The organism is Streptomyces europaeiscabiei, assembly GCF_036346855.1.
Taxonomy (GTDB): Bacteria; Actinomycetota; Actinomycetes; order Streptomycetales; family Streptomycetaceae; genus Streptomyces; species Streptomyces europaeiscabiei.
This window is the reverse complement of sequence record NZ_CP107841.1, coordinates 3,778,850-3,795,364: the sequence shown is the minus strand read 5'-3', so window position 1 is coordinate 3,795,364 and position 16,515 is coordinate 3,778,850. Positions and strand designations below refer to the sequence as shown.

At 70.7% G+C, this 16,515-nt stretch carries 13 protein-coding genes and 1 pseudogene; 3 read left to right on the top strand and 11 right to left on the bottom strand.

Features of this window, described 5'->3' with window-relative positions:
- Window positions 1–12: 12 nt before the first annotated feature.
- Window positions 13–810 (top strand): sugar phosphate isomerase/epimerase family protein, encoded by a 798-nt coding sequence (locus tag OG858_RS16415; protein ID WP_319264039.1) that lies wholly within the window; start codon window positions 13–15, stop codon window positions 808–810.
- A gap of 133 nt (window positions 811–943) precedes the next feature.
- Here OG858_RS16415 and OG858_RS16410 read toward each other — a convergent pair whose 3' ends face one another.
- The 5 genes and pseudogenes from OG858_RS16410 to OG858_RS16390 all read right to left on the bottom strand — a co-directional run bounded on the left by OG858_RS16410 (window position 944) and on the right by OG858_RS16390 (window position 3,308).
- A complete protein-coding gene (locus OG858_RS16410) occupies window positions 944–1,234 on the bottom strand; it encodes a hypothetical protein (protein WP_319064876.1) in 291 nt (96 codons plus the stop codon).
- 3 nt (window positions 1,235–1,237) lie between these two features.
- A complete protein-coding gene (locus OG858_RS16405) occupies window positions 1,238–2,218 on the bottom strand; it encodes an AraC family transcriptional regulator (protein ID WP_319064875.1) in 981 nt (326 codons plus the stop codon).
- Window positions 2,219–2,226: 8 nt separating this feature from the next.
- Entirely contained in the window at window positions 2,227–2,469 is a 243-nt protein-coding gene (locus OG858_RS16400) for a DUF397 domain-containing protein (protein ID WP_319263908.1), read from the bottom strand.
- Window positions 2,466–2,573 (bottom strand): annotated as a pseudogene (locus OG858_RS16395) (transcriptional regulator); the annotation flags it as partial. The pseudogene OG858_RS16395 and the gene OG858_RS16400, both read right to left, overlap by 4 nt.
- A 30-nt stretch (window positions 2,574–2,603) precedes the next feature.
- Window positions 2,604–3,308 carry a hypothetical protein gene (locus tag OG858_RS16390; RefSeq protein ID WP_256960529.1) on the bottom strand — a complete coding sequence of 235 codons (705 nt, stop codon included), beginning with the start codon at window positions 3,306–3,308 and terminating at the stop codon, window positions 2,604–2,606.
- A 394-nt stretch (window positions 3,309–3,702) separates the two neighbouring features.
- On the opposite strand from OG858_RS16390, the gene OG858_RS16385 reads away from it, so the two are divergent.
- Window positions 3,703–4,158, top strand: a complete 456-nt coding sequence (locus tag OG858_RS16385; protein WP_086749129.1) for a lactococcin 972 family bacteriocin — start codon at window positions 3,703–3,705, stop codon at window positions 4,156–4,158.
- A 298-nt stretch (window positions 4,159–4,456) separates the two neighbouring features.
- Entirely contained in the window at window positions 4,457–5,047 is a 591-nt protein-coding gene (locus OG858_RS16380; protein WP_256960528.1) for a hypothetical protein, read from the top strand.
- 65 nt (window positions 5,048–5,112) lie between these two features.
- Here OG858_RS16380 and OG858_RS16375 read toward each other — a convergent pair whose 3' ends face one another.
- From OG858_RS16375 to OG858_RS16350, 6 genes are all read right to left on the bottom strand, one after another.
- On the bottom strand, window positions 5,113–6,240 hold the full coding sequence (locus tag OG858_RS16375) for an ABC transporter ATP-binding protein (protein ID WP_086749127.1): 1,128 nt from the start codon (window positions 6,238–6,240) through the stop codon (window positions 5,113–5,115).
- Window positions 6,233–8,005, bottom strand: a complete 1,773-nt coding sequence (locus tag OG858_RS16370; protein WP_086749126.1) for an ABC transporter permease — start codon at window positions 8,003–8,005, stop codon at window positions 6,233–6,235. Before OG858_RS16370 ends, OG858_RS16375 begins: the two co-directional genes overlap by 8 nt.
- Before the next feature lie 43 nt (window positions 8,006–8,048).
- Window positions 8,049–9,251 (bottom strand): ABC transporter substrate-binding protein, encoded by a 1,203-nt coding sequence (locus OG858_RS16365; protein WP_328544769.1) that lies wholly within the window; start codon window positions 9,249–9,251, stop codon window positions 8,049–8,051.
- A 128-nt stretch (window positions 9,252–9,379) separates the two neighbouring features.
- Window positions 9,380–10,825 carry a DUF6177 family protein gene (locus OG858_RS16360; RefSeq protein WP_086749124.1) on the bottom strand — a complete coding sequence of 482 codons (1,446 nt, stop codon included), beginning with the start codon at window positions 10,823–10,825 and terminating at the stop codon, window positions 9,380–9,382.
- Between the two features lie 19 nt (window positions 10,826–10,844).
- Window positions 10,845–14,873, bottom strand: a complete 4,029-nt coding sequence (gene eccCa / locus OG858_RS16355; RefSeq protein WP_319319662.1) for a type VII secretion protein EccCa — start codon at window positions 14,871–14,873, stop codon at window positions 10,845–10,847.
- Window positions 14,874–14,913: 40 nt separating this feature from the next.
- Window positions 14,914–15,993 (bottom strand): type VII secretion protein, encoded by a 1,080-nt coding sequence (locus tag OG858_RS16350; protein ID WP_319263915.1) that lies wholly within the window; start codon window positions 15,991–15,993, stop codon window positions 14,914–14,916.
- Between the last annotated feature and the right edge of the window lie 522 nt (window positions 15,994–16,515).

The following is a 16,515-nucleotide window of genomic DNA, read 5'->3' as shown; positions in this document are numbered from 1 at the left end:
AGCATCAACCAGATGACGGTCAAGCAGCTGTCGATGCCCGAACTGGTCGACGGCTGCGTGGAGTTGGGTATCGGGGGCGTGGGCCTCTGGCGCGAGCCGGTGGCGGTGTACGGCCTGGACGCCACGGCCAAGCTGGTCCGCGACGCGGGTCTGTCGGTCACGACCCTCTGCCGGGGCGGCTTCTTCACGGCGATCGACCCGACGGAGCGGGCGGCGGCGCTGGCCGACAACCGCAAGGCGATCGACGAGGCGGCGACCCTGGGCACGGACACGCTGGTCCTGGTCTCGGGCGGCCTCCCGGCGGGTTCGAAGGACCTGCACGGCGCACGGGAACGCATCGCGGACGCGCTCTCGGAGCTGGGCCCCTACGCCGCCTCCAACGGCGTACGCCTGGCCATCGAGCCGCTGCACCCCATGTTCGCCTCGGACCGCTGCGTGGTGTCCACCCTGGCCCAGGCCCTGGACATCGCGGAACGCTTCCCGGCGGACCAGGTGGGCGTGACCGTGGACACCTACCACATCTGGTGGGACGACACGGCCCCGGCGGCGATCGCCCGCGCGGGTGCCTCCGGCCGCATCCACACCTTCCAACTCGCCGACTGGATCACCCCGTTGCCCCAGGGCGTCCTGACCGGCCGGGGCCAGATCGGCGACGGCTCGATCGACATGCGCGAGTGGAAGTCGTACGTCGAGGCGGCCGGCTACACCGGCCCCATCGAGGTCGAGCTGTTCAACGACGAGCTGTGGGCGGGCGACGGCCGAGAGCTGCTCGCGCAGACGGCGCAGCGGTTCGTGGAGCACGCGGTGTGAGGTAGTCGCGTCCGGTTCCCGGGGGCCGGTGGTATCCCGGGGGCCGGCGGCGGCGTCGTACGGCAGGGAGCGGAACCGACGCCCGGGTCAGACCGGCCTGACCTCTCCCGACTCGTCGTGGAGGACGCCCGGGTCAGACCGGCCTGACCTCTCCCGACTCGTCGTGGAGCCGGTCACCGCGGACATCGCCGAAGAGGCCGTCGCGCGGATGAAGGACAGCGGCAGGACCGGCGGGCACAAGTACGCCCTGGACGCGATCGTCGCCGCCACCGCCCGCTCGGCGCAGCCCCCGGTGACCGTCCTCACCTCCGACCTCGACGATCTCAAGCCGCTCTGCGGCAAGCAGGTCGAGGTCGGGCAGGTCCACGAGCACCACCGCCAGGGCGACACCGGCCACGGCGGCGCCGATCCACAAGGCCGACACCTCTCACTCCGTCTCCCGCGCGCGGTACTCCATGGGCGACACCCCGTACGCGCTCCGGAACGCCCGCGTGAAGTCGGAGGGGCGGACCATCCCCCAGCGGGTGGCGATGGTGTGGACGGGCGTGGAGGCGAGGTTGGGGTCCGCCAGGTCGCGGCGGGCGCCTTCGAGGCGCTGGGCGCGGATCCAGGCCGCGACCGTCTCGCCGGGGGTGTCCTCCTGGAAGATCCGGTGCAGATAGCTCAGCGAGATGTGATGCGCGGCCGCTATCACGGGCGGTGCCAGCTCGGGGTCGTGCAGGTTCTGGCGGATGAACGCCCGTACGCGCGTCGTCAGAGCCCGCTGGCGGGTCTCCGGAGGCAGCGCGTCCTCCGCCTCCAACACCTGTGCGAACCAGGCCGACAGCAGGTCGATCAGGACGGTGCCGAGGCGGGGCGCGTCGGACGGCTGCAGGACGTCGGCCTGCTGCTCCAGACCGGTGAGGAACCCCGTCAGCAGGGCGCCCACCCCCTCCCGCCCCGGCAGCCGCCGCCCCAGCAGCTGCTGGATGCGGGCGGGCGGCAGGGGCACCAGCGCCTTGGGGAAGTCCACACCCACCCCCGTGATCACCTGACGGCCCCGGTCGGCCGGCAGGTGCACCTCGTACGGCCGTGAGGTGTCGCTCAGCCACAGGTCGCTCGGGCCGTACGCCTCGGCCCGCCCCACATGCTCGAACCCCAGGTCGCCGCCGACCACCAGGGACAGGTGGTACATCTCCGGGTCGGACTGCCGTATCAGCTTCTCGGTACGCCGGAACTCCGTCGGCAGGTGCGCCGTCGGCCACACCAGCACCGGGCCCAGCTCCAGCAACCGCTGTTCCGCCCAGAAGTCGTCGGCGAACAAGCTGTTCATGTGACTGGGCGCGATCGCCCGGTGCATCAACTCGCCCCAGTACTCGAACCGGTGCTCCTTGGGCACGTCGTCACTTCGGAAGACCGTTCCGATCATGGCGAGGGTCAGTCCTGAGCGGCGTACGGGACGAAGTCGGCCCAGGCGGTGGGGGAGAGAGTGAGCTGGGGGCCGGTGGTGTTCTTGGAGTCGCGGACGTGGATGGTGTGGGGGAGGGCGACGGCCACTTCGACGCAGTCGTCGCCGCTGCTGTAGCTCGACTTGAACCAGGAGAGGGCCACTGCGACGCAGTCGTCGCCGTCGGCGCCGCTGTAACTGCTTTTGAACCAGGTCGGTTCGGAGCTGCTCATGGATTTCCTCGCATCCGCCGCAACAGGCTCACAGAGTCTTCGGAGGTGAGAGCCTGCGATCGCATCCTGGCACACCGCCGTTGCAGGACGCCGACCTCCTCTGGAGACCGATCTGCCGGGCTGGCGGTCGCTGGTCAAGCGGCTGCCGGACCGGAGGCCGCCGAAGCGACGCGGTACCGGTGGAGCAGCCAGGCCGCGCACACCATGAAGGGGACGACGACGGCGGGCACGAGCCGCCACGGGAGGCCCAGCCACACGGACGGCAGCCCGATCCCGAAGCACACGCCGACCAGGGTGATGAGCAGGGGCTTGCCGTAATGGGCCCAGGTGCGGGGCTCACGGTCGCGGGGGCCGGTCAGCCGCATCGTGCCGAGCCAGAACGCGAGGGCGGCCAGCAGGCCCGCGAACGTGCCGATCGCGGCCGTCATCTGGGGTTCGTCGCGAGGCTCGACGGAGGTGCTCTGCCGGACGTCTCCCCGGCCGAGCGCCACGACGTCCCCGCGCCAGACTGTGCCGGTGACCCGGTCCCCGGGCCGCAGCCGCGCCAGCAGGGGGTCGGGGTCGCCGAACGACACGGTCCCGTTCCAGAAGGGCGCGCCGGACAGCGTGGCCTGGTAACTGCCGCTTCTGCCCGCCTTGTTGCGCGTACCGTCGACGGTGAAGGGGGCCGTCCGCAGGCAGTCCTCGTACTTCACCACGGGGGAGTCGGCGGCGCATCGCCCGGCTGCCCTGTAGTCGGCGTAGCGGTCCATGTCCCGGGGCAGCCACTCGGCGAACACCAGGACGCAGGCCAGTAGCGGGACCAGGGACAACGTGAGGAGCGACGCACCGATTCTCATGGCCACAGCCTCACCCGGCGGCTACCGGGCATACAGCGGAGGCGTCAGGCAGCATCGCCCCGCGCTTCGCTGCCCGACCCCGGCAACCTCGGTCTGCCCCGGTATCTACCCAAAGCGGGCGATCTACCGAATCCGTCGACGGATTGCCGTGCAGCATCGAGATCAGGACTCGGCCACCAGCCTGCTGGAGTGGGCGAAGGGTCTGACCAACGCGCGATATTGGGGCATTACGCATCCAAGCTGCCGTCGCAATGTGGGGGAAGCCCGCTTGGAGTGCGCAAATCGGTCGATGGCGCTTTTTGGGCGAGCGCCTCAATATTCCTTTGTTGAGGGATGTGGTGCTGCCTAGGATCCTTCCGTCCCCCGTGTGGGGGAACAACGGGAGGAATGTTTCGTGAAGGTTTTCAGGAAATCTCTGGGTCTGGCTTTTGCCGGCGCAGCTCTGGCAGCCGGCGCCCTCGCCACACCGGCTGCCGCGGCCGACGATCAGGCCGACGTCTCCAGCGCGGTCACGTTCCACACTCGTGGGGACGGCACCCAGCCGCCTGCGCATCTGGGTAACCCCAGCGAATGGGGCATGGTGACGATCACGATGGACGATTCGGTGAGGCTTGTGAAGCCGCAGACCATTGTCGAGGTCGGTGGCGGAACCTGGAGCTTCGGCTGGAACGCCGTCGCGGGTGGCAAGGACTGCTACTCGAATTACTTCCATCACGCAGTGGGTCATAGTGCGACCGTGAAGATCGCCGGCGGCTCGAAGCGCGCCTGGGCTCGCGCCAACCTCACGGCCAGCGCCCACTTGACCGGTGGTGGCGCCTACACGTGCCAGGCGTTCTGGTCCAAGGACTGAGACCGGCCCCGAATGGATCACTCGAGGCGGCCACAAGCGTAGTCGGCGGCTGAGATCTCACGGTCCAGGACCAGCGGCGGTGCAGGCACGGGTTCTCCGTGTGATCACTGAGCGTGGAGAGCTCCGTGATCGCACAGGCCCGTGCCTGCGCCTGCGTCACGCCCGTCTGTCGACGGTGACGCCGGGAGCCGAGTGCATGCGATCATGAGCACAGAGTGAGGTATAGGAAATCGTACACTTTTCGCATACTCGCGCCTTTCCTGCTGTGATGACTCTCGGGGCGGGTCTCGTACTCGGCATGGTCGGCCCACTGGCAGGTAAATTCGAAAACCCGCTTCTTCATGCTGTGCATCTTGTGTTTTCCGGCGGGTGGTCGTGGGCGTGCTTTGCTTTTGTGGTCGGCTGGTCGCGGCGATCTAAAATCGAGTCGTCGCTGCTGGCTTCTTCGGCATTGGCCATCGGTGTGGTCGCGTATTACCTCTTCAAGTATCTTAGCCCTGAGGCCCCGATGGGTCGGGTGATTTCCGGTGGGGCCGGCGAGGGTCTCACTTCCAAAATGCTGGCCTGGGGACTGGCGGCGTTCGTCCTCGGGGCGCCTTTGGGCTTCCTGGGAAACCTGGCACGCACGCCCGGTATCGGTGGCCTCCCCTTCCGCCTGCTTGTTCCGCTGATTGCTTTCCTCGAGACCTCTCAGCGGCTCGTCGTGGAGGCGGACTCGCAGGGATTGACCACCGACATAACCTGGAATGCGATTCGCGTCGTCGCGCTGGTGACTGCTGTCGTGCTGATCGTTCACTCAGCGCAGGACTGGTGGCGTGATCGACGTAGTCGCCCCAGGGAGTACGCGGAGGGTGCGGCACCGCGAAGCGAACCGCCCCAGGTCCGGTAGAGGTCGGGGCCTGTGGGGGGAGGCGATGACCCACGTGCGGGTCAAAGCTCGGCCAGGCCCCTCCGTCACCTGACGACCGTCAGCAAGTCCCGCTGGTCCTCCGGCAGTTCGACCTTGTCCGCGTACAGCAGCGCGTGCCCCGGGTCGAAGACCAGGGCCACCTCGCCCGCCAGGCCCCCGTTGCCGCTCAGCACCTGCACCACCTGGTCGCCGAGGCGGACGTCGTACTCGTAGCGGGAGCCGACGTAGGAGCTGGTGATGACCTGGGTGTCGAGCCTGTTCACGCCGGCCGGGGTCTCGGCCGAGGCGACGACTTCCAGGCGCTCGGGGCGGACGGCCACCGTCACGGAGTCCCCGGTCGGGACGCGCCGCTCGCTGTCGACCCGTACGACGTCCCCGCTGGAGTCGAGGAGCACGGTGTGCCGGGTGCCGTCCAGGCTCACCACCTTGCCGGTGAGGAAGTTGCAGCGGCCGACGAACGCGGCGACGGCCGGGGCCGCGGGCCGCTCGTAGATCTCGTGCGGCGTGCCGATCTGGATCATGTTGCCGCCCTCCATCACGGCGATCCGGTCGCTCAGCGCGAGCGCCTCGTCCTGGTCGTGGGTGACGTAGACGGTCGTGATGCCCAGCTCCTCCTGGAGCCGCTTGAGCCAGGCACGGGCCTGCTCGCGCAGCTTGGCGTCCAGGTTCGACAGGGGCTCGTCCAGCAGCAGGACCGTCGGCGAGTACACCAACGCCCGTGCCAGGGCGACGCGTTGCTGCTGGCCGCCGGAGAGCTGGTGCGGGTACCGGCCGCTCAGCGCGGCCAGGCCCACCTTGTCCAGCGCGTCGTGGATCAGCGTCCTCTGCTTGTCCTTAGGCACCTTGCGGATGTTGAGCGGCAGCGCGAGGTTCTTCGCGATGGTCATGTGCGGCCACAGCGCGTACGACTGGAAGACCATGCCGAGGTTGCGCTCCTCGGGAGGAAGGAAGATCCCGGCCCCGGCGTCCACGAACGGTCTCCCCCCAACCGCGATCGAGCCCTCCGTCGGCTGCTCCAGACCCGCGATGCAGTTCAGCGTCGTCGACTTGCCGCAGCCGCTCGCGCCGAGCAGCGTGAAGAACTCGCCGTCCTTGATGGTGAAGGTGACATCCCGCAGGACGGAGTTGTCGCCGAACGTCTTGGCGAGGTTCTTGACGGTCACCTCAGGCATGGTGCTTTCCCTTCATGAGCAGTCCAGCGAGTGCGACGAAGACCGCGGTGATGCCGATCTGGAGGGTGGCCAGCGCGGCGACGGATCCGGCCCTGCCCTGCGTCCAGAGACTGAGCATGGTGGTGCCGAGGATGTTGTTGTCGGCCGAGCTGAGGAAGACGGCCGGGGAGTACTCCTTGAGCATGATCACGAAGGTGAGCACCAGGGCTCCGGCGAACGCCGGCGTGATCAGGGCCCGCAGGACACGGAAGAAGGTCATCAGCCAGTCGGCGCCGGAGACCCGGGCCGCGTTGTCCAGCTCACCGCCGATCTGCATGATCGCCGGGGCGACCGAGCCGAACGCGCTGGGCAGGGCCCGCATGCCGAAGGCGATGACGACGGCGTAGATCGTGCCCTGGAGGACCGACCCCATCCCGAACGGGGCGAGCGCGAAGGCCCAGAAGAAGCCGATACCGATGATGATGCCGGGGAGGGACTGGGGGATGAGGGCCAGATACTCCACCGCCCGGCCCCACTTGAACGTGGAGCGCCGGGCCACCATCACCGCGAACACGGCCAGGACACTGACCACCACCGAGCCGACACCGGCCACGATGAGGCTGTTCCACAGCGACTGCACGTAGTTGTCGGAGTCGAAGACGAGCTCGTAGTTTTTCGTCGTCACCGTCCTGAACGGCGACTGCAGCGGCGTGAAGACGAGCGTGAAGGACCGCATCACCAGGCCCGCGATCGGGATCAGGGCGCCGACGATCACGTAGAACCAGATGCAGGCGATGCTCACCCACTTCAGCCAGCCCAGGTCGAGCTTGCGCGGCCGGGTCACCTTGCCGCGCACGGACACGAACCGGGCCGCGTCCTTCAGCAGCTTCGCCTGTACGGCGACCAGGCTGAGGGTGAGCACGAGGATCACCGTGGAGGCGGCGCCCAGCATCGTGTAGTCGGGGTCCACCGACTGAAGTCCGTTGTGGTAGAGGAAGGTCGAGAAGACGTCGATGCTGACCGGCTGGCCGTACAGCAGAGGCACGCTCAGCGTCTCGATGGAGACGGAGAAGACGAGGATCGCCGAGTAGACGATCGGGGGCCGCAGCAGCGGGACGATCACCTGGGCGAGGATGCGGAAGGGGCCCGCACCGCAGACCTGGGCGGCCGACTCCAGCGACGCGTCCGACTGCCGCAGGGCGTTGGCGCAGAAGACGTACGCGATCGGGGCGAGTGCCACGGCTTCCGTGAGAGCCATGCCGGGGATCGAGTACAGGTTCCACGGCACCCCGCCGAAGACCTGCTGCACCTTGACGCTGACGAACCCGGCCGGGCCGTACATGATGATCCAGCCGAAGCCCAGGATCAGCGAGGAGATGAAGAACGGCCACTGCATCGCCAGCGCGACCAGCCGGCCGCCCGGCAGCTTCGTCCGGACCACCACGATCGCCATCGGGATGGCGATGGCCAGGCTGAGGATCGTCGTCAGCGAGGCGAACAGCAGCGTGTTCAGGGCGACTTCACCGAAGCCGGCCTTGGTGAAGAGGTCGGTGTAGCCGCTGAGGGTGAAGGCTCCGCCCGCCTCGTAGAGCGGGCGGTTGCGGATGCTCTGGTAGAGGGTCGGGACGATCGGGGCCAGCACCAGGACGGCGAGGAACGCCAGGACCGCGTACTGGACGACCGTGTCCCGCCCGATGCCGAGGGGGCGGCGGTAGCGCGGCGGCCTGAACGTTTCCGTGGGTGACTCGCCGGCCGGGGTGCGGGGCGGCTGGGTGAGGGTTGACATCTGCTCTGACTCCGATCGTCCCTGGAGGCTGCCTGGTTACGGACTACTTGCGCAGTCCGTCGAAGCGCTCCAGCCAGGCGGCGGCGTCGTCCTTCGCGACCGGCTTGTACTCGACGTGGATGATGTTCTCCTCGCCGACCGCGTCCACGACCTCCTGGTAGGTGTGCAGACCCTCGCCCTTGACGCCCTCGCGGTACGAGGCCAGACCGCCCTCGGCGACCGCGCGCTGGCCCTCGTCGGAGAGGGCGAAGTCCAGGAAGAGCTTCGAGGTCGCCGGGTGCGGCGCCTCGGCGGCGATACCGAGGCCGCGCGGCAGGACGACCGTGCCGTCCTTCGGGAAGACGATCTTCACAAGACCCGCGCTGTCCTCGACGACCGGGTACGCGGGGGAGGCGCTGATCAGGAAGCCGGCCATGTACTCACCGGCGACGATCTTCTCCAGCTGGGTGCCGGAGGAGGTCTCCGGGCGGGTCAGCGGAAGAATCTTCTCCAGGTCGGTCCAGGACTCCGGGTTGCCCTCGGTGAGCGCCCGCGTGACCGTGAAGCCGAACGAGCCCTCCGGGTCGCGGACCGTCACCTTGTTCTTGTACTTGTCCTCGTCCGACGTGAGGATCTTCGCGAAGTCCGTCAGCGTGGTCGGCGGGGTCTCCATCAGCGACGTGTTGTACGCGATCGTCATCGGGTCCTGCGACACCGAGTACACGCTCGGCAGCAGCTCCGCGCTCGCGCCCAGTTCCTCCAGCTCCGGCGACTTGTACTCCAGGACCGTGCCCTTGCGGCCCGAGAAGTCGGCCCACGCGGTCGCCGCGCTGGAGATCAGCACGTCCGCCGGGGAGGAGCCGGCCGCGTTCTCGGACAGGGTCTTCTGGAACAGCTCGTCGCTGTCCAGCTCGTTGACGGAGACGGTCTTGATGAAGTCGTACTTCTTCTTGAAGTCCCGGACGATCGGCGCCATGTTCTCGTCGCCGAGGTTCGAGTAGACGGTGAGCTTGCCGCCCTCCTTCTCCGCCGCCGAGATCAGGTCGGCGTAGTCCGCCGGGTAGTAGTCCGGCACCTGGCCCGCCGAGATCTTGTTCTCCGCCACCTTCGGCGCGTCGGTGTCGCCACCGCCGCAGGCGCCCAGGGTGCCGAGCGCGAGGGTCGCGGCGAACGCCGCCGCGAGGGGACGCCGGACGGGACGCCGGTGCACGGACCCCGTGCCGGTGACGATGGTGTGCCCGGTGCCGATGTGGCTGGATCTGGCCATGGTTCTCCTCCTGGCGCGTGCCTTCTGGCAGCTGTTGCCGGGAGGTTAGAGACCCAGGTCAGGCCGGTACATCCTTTGCCGGTCAGAACTCGTACTGGTGGTATTGGTCGTTGTGTTAGTGACGCGAGTCACCCTTGCTGACCAGGGGCGGATGGCTGGGAACGATCACCCTTGAGATGGGCCGTGAGCTGCTGGAACCGCGCCCACGCCTCGGTGTCCGTACCGTCCCCGAGGGGGTAGTGCAGCGCCGGACGGGACGTCGGGCCGAGGTGGACCGCCCGGACCTCGACCGGGGGCCGCCGCGCGCGGTCCAGCCCGATGGTGTGCACGTCGTCCGGGCCGAGCGTGAAGGCCGCGGGCAGCGGCGGTCCCTCCAGGCGGGGCGCGGTCGTCAGGTCGGCACGCGCCACCCGCACCGAGGCCAGCATGGTCCGCAGCCCGTGCTCCCGGACCAGCGTGTCGGCCAGCGGCTCGATCCGCTCCAGCGGCACGTCCTCGCCGGCCGTGTACCCGACGGTCAGGACCACGTCCTCCTCCACGCCCTTCGTCGTACGCGTCACCCGGACCGTCGCCATGGCCGGCCGGTCCGGGGTGCCGACGACGACCAGCTGCGACGGCTCGGGCACCCGCTCCCGGGCCAGGTCGGTCAACTGCCGTGGCGACCAGGGGAGGTTGACGGGCTCGGCGGTACCCCAGCCGGCCGGCGCCGTCCCCGTCAGTGCCTCCCACGCCGCCTCCAGGGCGCCGCCCAGCAGCAGCCCCTCGTCGGCCCGGTGCACCGTACGGAGGGCGACGATCAGCTGCCGGCCCGGCGCCTCGTCCGCCGGGCCGCTCGCCGGACCGCTCGCCGGGCGCGTGAACGCGGCGGCCACGGCCGCCGTCCCGTCCTGCGCGAACGCCGGCGAGAACGCCCCGTCCTGCCAGCGCAGCACCGCCCCCGACAGCCCGTCGTAGTACCCGCACTCCGGGTCCTGGACGACCCAGCGGTTGGGGACGCGCGCGAGTGTCGTACGGGCGGCGGTGGTCAGGCGTACACCGGGCGGCGTGACGATCTGCAGGGACCGCCGGGACGCCACGGCCGTCCGCATGATCTCCGCGAGCCAGCTGGTCAGGGCCACCACCGGCCGGTCGACGAGGACGACGGCCGCATGCTCGGTCACCACGTCCACGGCGGGCTGCCCCGACCCGGCCGACGGCACGGCCGACACGTCCACCACCTTCGTGCTCGCCGCCCCGGGAGGCCAGGTGGAGCCGCCCAGCAGGGCGTTGAGCCGCCCGCACACCACGCCCGCGAGCCGCTCCGCCTCCGGCACCGCCGTGGACGCCCGCGCCTCCGTCCACCAGAACGGGGCCTGAACGGCCTGCCCGAGCAGCCGCTCCGCCTCACCGGGCACCTGCACGAGCACCGGCGACTCCACGGACACCAGCGGTCGGCCGCCGGGACCGTGCAGCTGGACGACCGCGCCGTCGGCCGCCGCCGACAGGTCCAGGTCGGAGCCGCCGGCGTACAGACTCGTCATGAGGGTCCAGACGTCGGGCATCTTCGGGGTGAGGGCGATGACGTCCTTGGTCACAGCGGGAGTCCTCCGGGGGTCACAGCGGGAGTCCTTCGGGGTTCTTGTCGGTTGCCACGGCGGTCTGGATCAGCTGGTGGGGCCGGCCCCGGCGGACCAGCGTGCCACGCCCGGCCGGCTGCGCCGAGGCGTACAGGCCCGGGAAGAGCTGGCCCTCGCTGCGCTCGCCGGTCATGAGCAGCGCGGCCGTACCGGTCTCGCGGAGGGTCTGCAGCAGCGGTTCGTACATCGCCCGGGACGAGCCCGCCACCCGGCGCGTGATCACGAAGTGCAGCCCGATGTCCTGCGCCGACGACACATACGGCAGGAACGGTGCCAGCGGCTGCTGTCCGGCGGTGGTGAGGATGTCGTAGTCGTCGACCAGGATCACGATCCGCGGGCCCGTGAACGTGGGCTCGTCGGTCAGTGCGTCCGGGTCGGCGCTCTGCGGCATCCGCTTCTCCAGCTCGCTCGCGATACCCGTCGCCAGGCCCGCCGCGAGCTTCGCGTTGTGCGCGTACCCGCCCCGGTACGGCTCCGGGATCACACCCCGCAGCCCGCGCCGGGGGTCGAAGACACCGAAGACCAGCTCCTCGTCCGAGTACCGCTGAACCAGCTGCGCGGCGACCAGCTTGAGCAGGTTCGTCTTGCCGCACTCGTTGTCGCCCAGGATCAGCAGATGCTGGTCCGAGCCGAAGAGGTCCAGGAGGGCGGGCGCCAGGGCGTCCTGGTCCACACCGATCGGCACCCGGTGCGGCTCGGCGACCAGCGCCGGCAGCCGGTCGGACGACAGCCTCGTCGGCAACACCCTTACGGGCGCGGCCAGTTCACCGTGCCAGGTGGAGCGGATCGTACGGGCCGCGTTCTCCAGCGCCGGACCGAGGTCACCCGTCGACGGCCGCCCGTCGAGGCGGGGGAGCGCGGCCTGCGCGAACAGTTTGCCGTCGGTCAGGACACGCCCGGGAGTGTCGGGCGACAGCGTCTCGGAGAGCTTGCGGTCGACGCTCGAATCGCTCGGGTCGTTGAGCCGCAGCTCCACCCGGGTCCCGAACATCGACTGCGTCGCGATCCGTACGTCGTTCCAGCGGAGCATGCCGCCGACGACATGGATGCCGTAGCCGCCACCGCGCTTGAGCAGATCCACGACCGTGTCGTCCAGCTCGGCGAACTCGTCGCGCAGCGCGCCGAATCCGTCGATGATGAGCACGATGTCGGTGGATCCCAGCTCCCGCAGCCCGCCCTGCCCACGCAGGTGCCGCAGCTGGTCGACGGAGTCGATCCCGTGCTCCCGGAACAGCTCCTCCCGCTCGGCCAGCATCGTCCGCACCTCGGCGACCGTCCGCGCGGCCCGCTCCCGGTCGGCCCGCCCGGCGATCCCGCCGACGTGCGGCAGCCCGGAGAGCGCGGACAGCCCGCCACCCACCAGGTCCAGCCCGTAGAGGGCGACTTCGGCGGGCGTGTGGGTCGTGGCGAGCGAGAGCGCGAGCGTCCGCAGCAGCGTCGTCTTGCCGGACTGCGGGCCGCCGATCACCGCCGCGTGCCCGCCCGCGACCGTCAGATCGAGCACCCAGTGCCCCTGCCACTGCTTCGCCGGATCGTCCAGCACCCCGAGCGGCACCCGCAACGGTCCCCTGGCGGAGGCGAGTTGAAGCCCCCGCTCGTCGATCTGCACGGGCCCGGCCGCCGTGTCCAGCGTGATCGCGTCCGGCAGCGGCGGCAGCCAGATCCGCCGCACCGGCCGTGCGGCGGAGGCGAGTTGGTCCACCATCACCGACATCACGGTCGGCCCCGTCTCCCGCTCGGTCGCCTTGGGCTCGTCGACGACCGCGTTCGTGGCGGACGCGCTGTCGAGCGTGTTGTACGTCGGATACGCCCAGGCCAGCGGCGTGTCGTCCTCCTGCGCGACCAACGCCGGACCCCGGTACGCACCCGACACGTACCCCGCCTTGAACCGCTCGTACGTCGAGGTGTCCACCTTCAGATAGCCGAAGCCCGGCAGCGGCGGCAGATGGAAGGCGTCGGTCGTGTCGAGCACGGTCCGCGACTCGTCGGCGGAGAAGGTGCGCAACCCCAGCCGGTACGAGAGATAGGTGTCCAGGCCCTTGAGCTTGCCGCCCTCGATGCGCTGGCTGGAGAGCAGGAGGTGGACGCCGATGGAACGCCCGATGCGGCCGATGGACAGGAACAGGTCGATGAAGTCCGGCTTGGCGGTGAGCAGTTCACCGAACTCGTCGATCACGACGAAGAGGTGGGGGAGCGGTTCGAGGTCCGGGCGCCGGGTCGCGCGCAGGGCGGCGTAGTGCCCGATGTCGGCCACGTTCCCCGCGTCCTTCAGTACCTGCTGCCGCCGCTTGACCTCGCCCGCGAGGCTGGAGTGGACGCGCTCGACGAGCCCCGCCTGGTTCTCCAGGTTGGTGATCACACCGGCCACGTGGGGGAGTTCGGTGAACGGGGCGAAGGTCGCCCCGCCCTTGTAGTCGACCAGGACGAGGGCCAGATCCTCGGGGGAGTGGGTGGCGGCGAGCGCCAGCACGAGGGTGCGCAGCAGCTCGCTCTTACCGGAACCGGTCGCGCCGACGCACAGCCCGTGCGGGCCCATGCCCAGCTCAGAGGACTCCTTGAGGTCGAGGAGCACGGGTTCGTGACGGTCGGTCAAGCCGATGGGCACGCGCAGGAAGTCACGCTCACGGCGCGGCGCCCAGAGGTCGACCAGGTTCAGGACGGCCGGGTCGTCGATGCCGAGGAGGCCCGGGAAGTCGACGGGACCGGTGACCGGGGTGCCCTCGGCGGCCGACTCCGCGGACAGCCGCAGCGGCGCGAGCAGCCGGGCGAGGCCTTCGGCACCGGCGGCGGTGACGTGGTCGGAGGTGCCGTGCGCGGCCGGGACGGTGTGGGGCTCCGCGATCGAGAGGGGGTCCGGCGCACGAAGATCCTCCACCACCACCTGATCGCCCCGCACGGTGATCCGCACCGACACCTGATCGGGCTCGTGGACCTGCTCCTCCAGCAGGTGCAGCACGGTGACCCCCATGTCCGGCAGCCCGACCGCCGTGTCGGGCCGGGGCAGTTCGGCGGCCGTCTCCCCGTACTCGTCGCTCACGACGAGCATGCGGGACGCCAGCCTCAGCGCCTTGCGGTCGGCGAGCCCTCGGCGCACCTCCGCCGCGTACGAGGCACGTCGGCCCAGCTCATGACGGAAGTGCCGGGCCAGCTGCGGCAGGCTCGGCGCGATACGGCGGGCCGCCACCGGGCCGTCGTGCTCCTGTCCGTCCAGCACATGCGGCAGCCACTTGGCCCACTCCCAGTCCGCCAGCCGCTCGCCGGGCACCCCGAGCGCCACGGCCACGTCGTCCGGCGCGTGCGAGACGGCGATCTGGACGAGGAGTGCGCGGGCCACCCGCAGCACACCCTCCCGGTCGCCGACCACGCTGACATTGCCCGCGCGGTCCAACGGCACGGTGATCGGGCAGTCGTTGGCGACGGAGTAGCGGGCCAGCAGCGCCCGCGCCTCGTTCAGCATGAACGGGTCCGGCGGGGTCAGCACCCCGCCCTGGTTCTGCCCGATGGCCAGGTCCGCCACGGGTACGTCACCGGTGCCGACCCGCACCCGCAGGAAGTCGGTGTCCTGCCGCCGCCGTTCCCAGAGCCGGGCGGGGTCGCGCACCAGGTCGTACAGCGCCTCCGGGGGCGGATCGAGCACCCGCGCGAGCTGCCGCCGCTGCCGCTCGTCGGTGCCGAACTCCTCGCGCAGCTCCTCCAGATACTCCAGATACCGCTCCCGCTGCGTACGCCGGGTGCGCTGGGCCTTGCCGCGCTGGGAGAGGAAGAGGGCGACCGCGCCGAGCAGCGCGAACACCAGGACGATCGCGCCGAGTGCCGCGAACTGGCTGTTCCGGATCACGGTCATCATCACGACCGAGCCCATGACACCCGCCATCGGCAGCAGCGCCGTCGCCGCCGTCCCCGCCTTGCCCTCCGGGAGGTTCGGCGGCGGCTCGATCGTCCGGGCCCCGGCGGCCCCGAGCGGCCGGGTGCTCCGCGCGGGCCGATGGATCAACTGCTGGGTCACGGACGGACCCCTTCTCGTATCTCTCGGGTGGCTGCCGTGGTCATCGCATCCGCACCGCCCGGGTCATCGCCTCCGCCGCCAGCGTGATCGCCGCTTCACGGGTCTCCTGCCCCAGCAGCGCGGTGCGGATGGGGCCGCCCTGGGCGAGGTGGCGGTCGTAGGGGACGGGGACGACGTGGACGCCGGACTCCCTGAGATGCGCGACCGCCGTTTTGAGGTCCAGCGTGAGGTCGGGGGAGTTGGCGGTCAGCGCGACGACGGTCGAGGCGAGCGCGGAGTGCGGCAACTGGCCGAGCCAGTCCAGGACCTGGCGGGTGCCGTTGACGCCCTCCGCGGTCATCGGCGCGACGACCACACGCGCGTGGGCCGTGTCCATCGCCGTACGGGCCACCTCGCCCGGCAGGGTCTCGCAGTCCACCACCGTCACCGCGAAGTAGCGCCGCAGCGCGAGGGTCACCGTGCGGTACGTACGGATGTCCAGCGGGGCCCCGACCCGGCCCTGGCTCCCGGGCAGCAGCCAGCCACCGTCGGACACCGGCACCAGGTACCCGGTGACATCGGTGAGCTGCATCGCCGGGTTCAGGATGTGCGCGAGATCGGCCACCGACCAGCGCACCGAGTCGGCCCCCATCCGCACCGGCAGGGTGCCCAGCGCCGCGTCCGCCTCCATCGTCAGCACGGGGTCGTGGCGGTAGTGGTTGAACGTCCGCCCCAGCAGCGCGGCCGTCGTCGACTTCCCGACCCCGCCCCGGATCGACGTCACGGCGATCACCCGTCCCGTCGTCACCGGCTGCTGCAGCTCCCGCGCGATCCGCGTCTCCTCGGCCACGTCCTGCGCGGCGGAGGAGGTGAGCTTCCGGATCGACCGCCCCGTACGCCGGGCCACCGAGTCCCCGTGCTGCGGCCGCCCGAGCGCGTGCGCGAGCCGAGGATCGATCGTGGGGACCGAGTCGGGGGCGCGCAGGGGGGTCTGAGGCGCACGGGAACCACGGGGAGCAGGTGCGGCCGGGGAGCCCCCCGACCCTGGAGGGACGTCGCCGGGCTGCCCCGCCCGGTCCCCGCCACCGGGCGCGACCGGCGGGTGCGCGGAGACCTGGGGGAGCCCCGTGCGGGGACCCACGGCGGGGGTGTGGGGCACGGGCGGCCCTACGACGGGCGACGCGACGGGCGGGTGCACGCCGGGCTGTGCCGGTGGGTGCACGCCGGGCTGTGCCGGTGGGTGCACGCCGGGCTGTGCCGGTGGGTGCACGCCGGGCTGTGCCGGTGGGTGCACGCCGGGCGTCGGCTGTGCCGGTGGGTGCGCGGCGGGCATCGGTTGAACCGGAGGCTGTCCGGCGGGCCCTGCTTGTGCCGGAGGCTGTCCGACGGGCCCTGCGTGTGCCGACGGCTGCGCGGCAGGTGTCGGTTGTGGGACGTGCGTCGGACGAACTGGTGGCTCTGGGACGTGCGGCGGCTGCACGGCGGGCATTGCTTGTGCTGGCGGCTGCACGGCGGGCATTGCTTGTGCCGGCGGCTGCACGGCGGGCATCGCTTGTGCCGGCGGCTGCGCGACGGGCATTGCTTGTGCCGGCGGCTGCACGGCGGGCATTGCTTGTGCCGGCGGCTGCACGGCGGGCCCCGCCTGCGCCAAAGACTGCCCCGC

Coding starts and splice junctions, on each gene's coding strand:
- OG858_RS16365 (WP_328544769.1), bottom strand. CDS start 9,251: ATGGCCAGATCCAGCCACATCGGCACCGGGCACACCATCGTCACCGGC.
- OG858_RS16380 (WP_256960528.1), top strand. CDS start 4,457: ATGGTCGGCCCACTGGCAGGTAAATTCGAAAACCCGCTTCTTCATGCT.
- OG858_RS16390 (WP_256960529.1), bottom strand. CDS start 3,308: ATGAGAATCGGTGCGTCGCTCCTCACGTTGTCCCTGGTCCCGCTACTG.
- OG858_RS16415 (WP_319264039.1), top strand. CDS start 13: ATGACGGTCAAGCAGCTGTCGATGCCCGAACTGGTCGACGGCTGCGTG.
- OG858_RS16400 (WP_319263908.1), bottom strand. CDS start 2,469: ATGAGCAGCTCCGAACCGACCTGGTTCAAAAGCAGTTACAGCGGCGCC.
- OG858_RS16375 (WP_086749127.1), bottom strand. CDS start 6,240: ATGCCTGAGGTGACCGTCAAGAACCTCGCCAAGACGTTCGGCGACAAC.
- OG858_RS16405 (WP_319064875.1), bottom strand. CDS start 2,218: ATGATCGGAACGGTCTTCCGAAGTGACGACGTGCCCAAGGAGCACCGG.
- OG858_RS16370 (WP_086749126.1), bottom strand. CDS start 8,005: ATGTCAACCCTCACCCAGCCGCCCCGCACCCCGGCCGGCGAGTCACCC.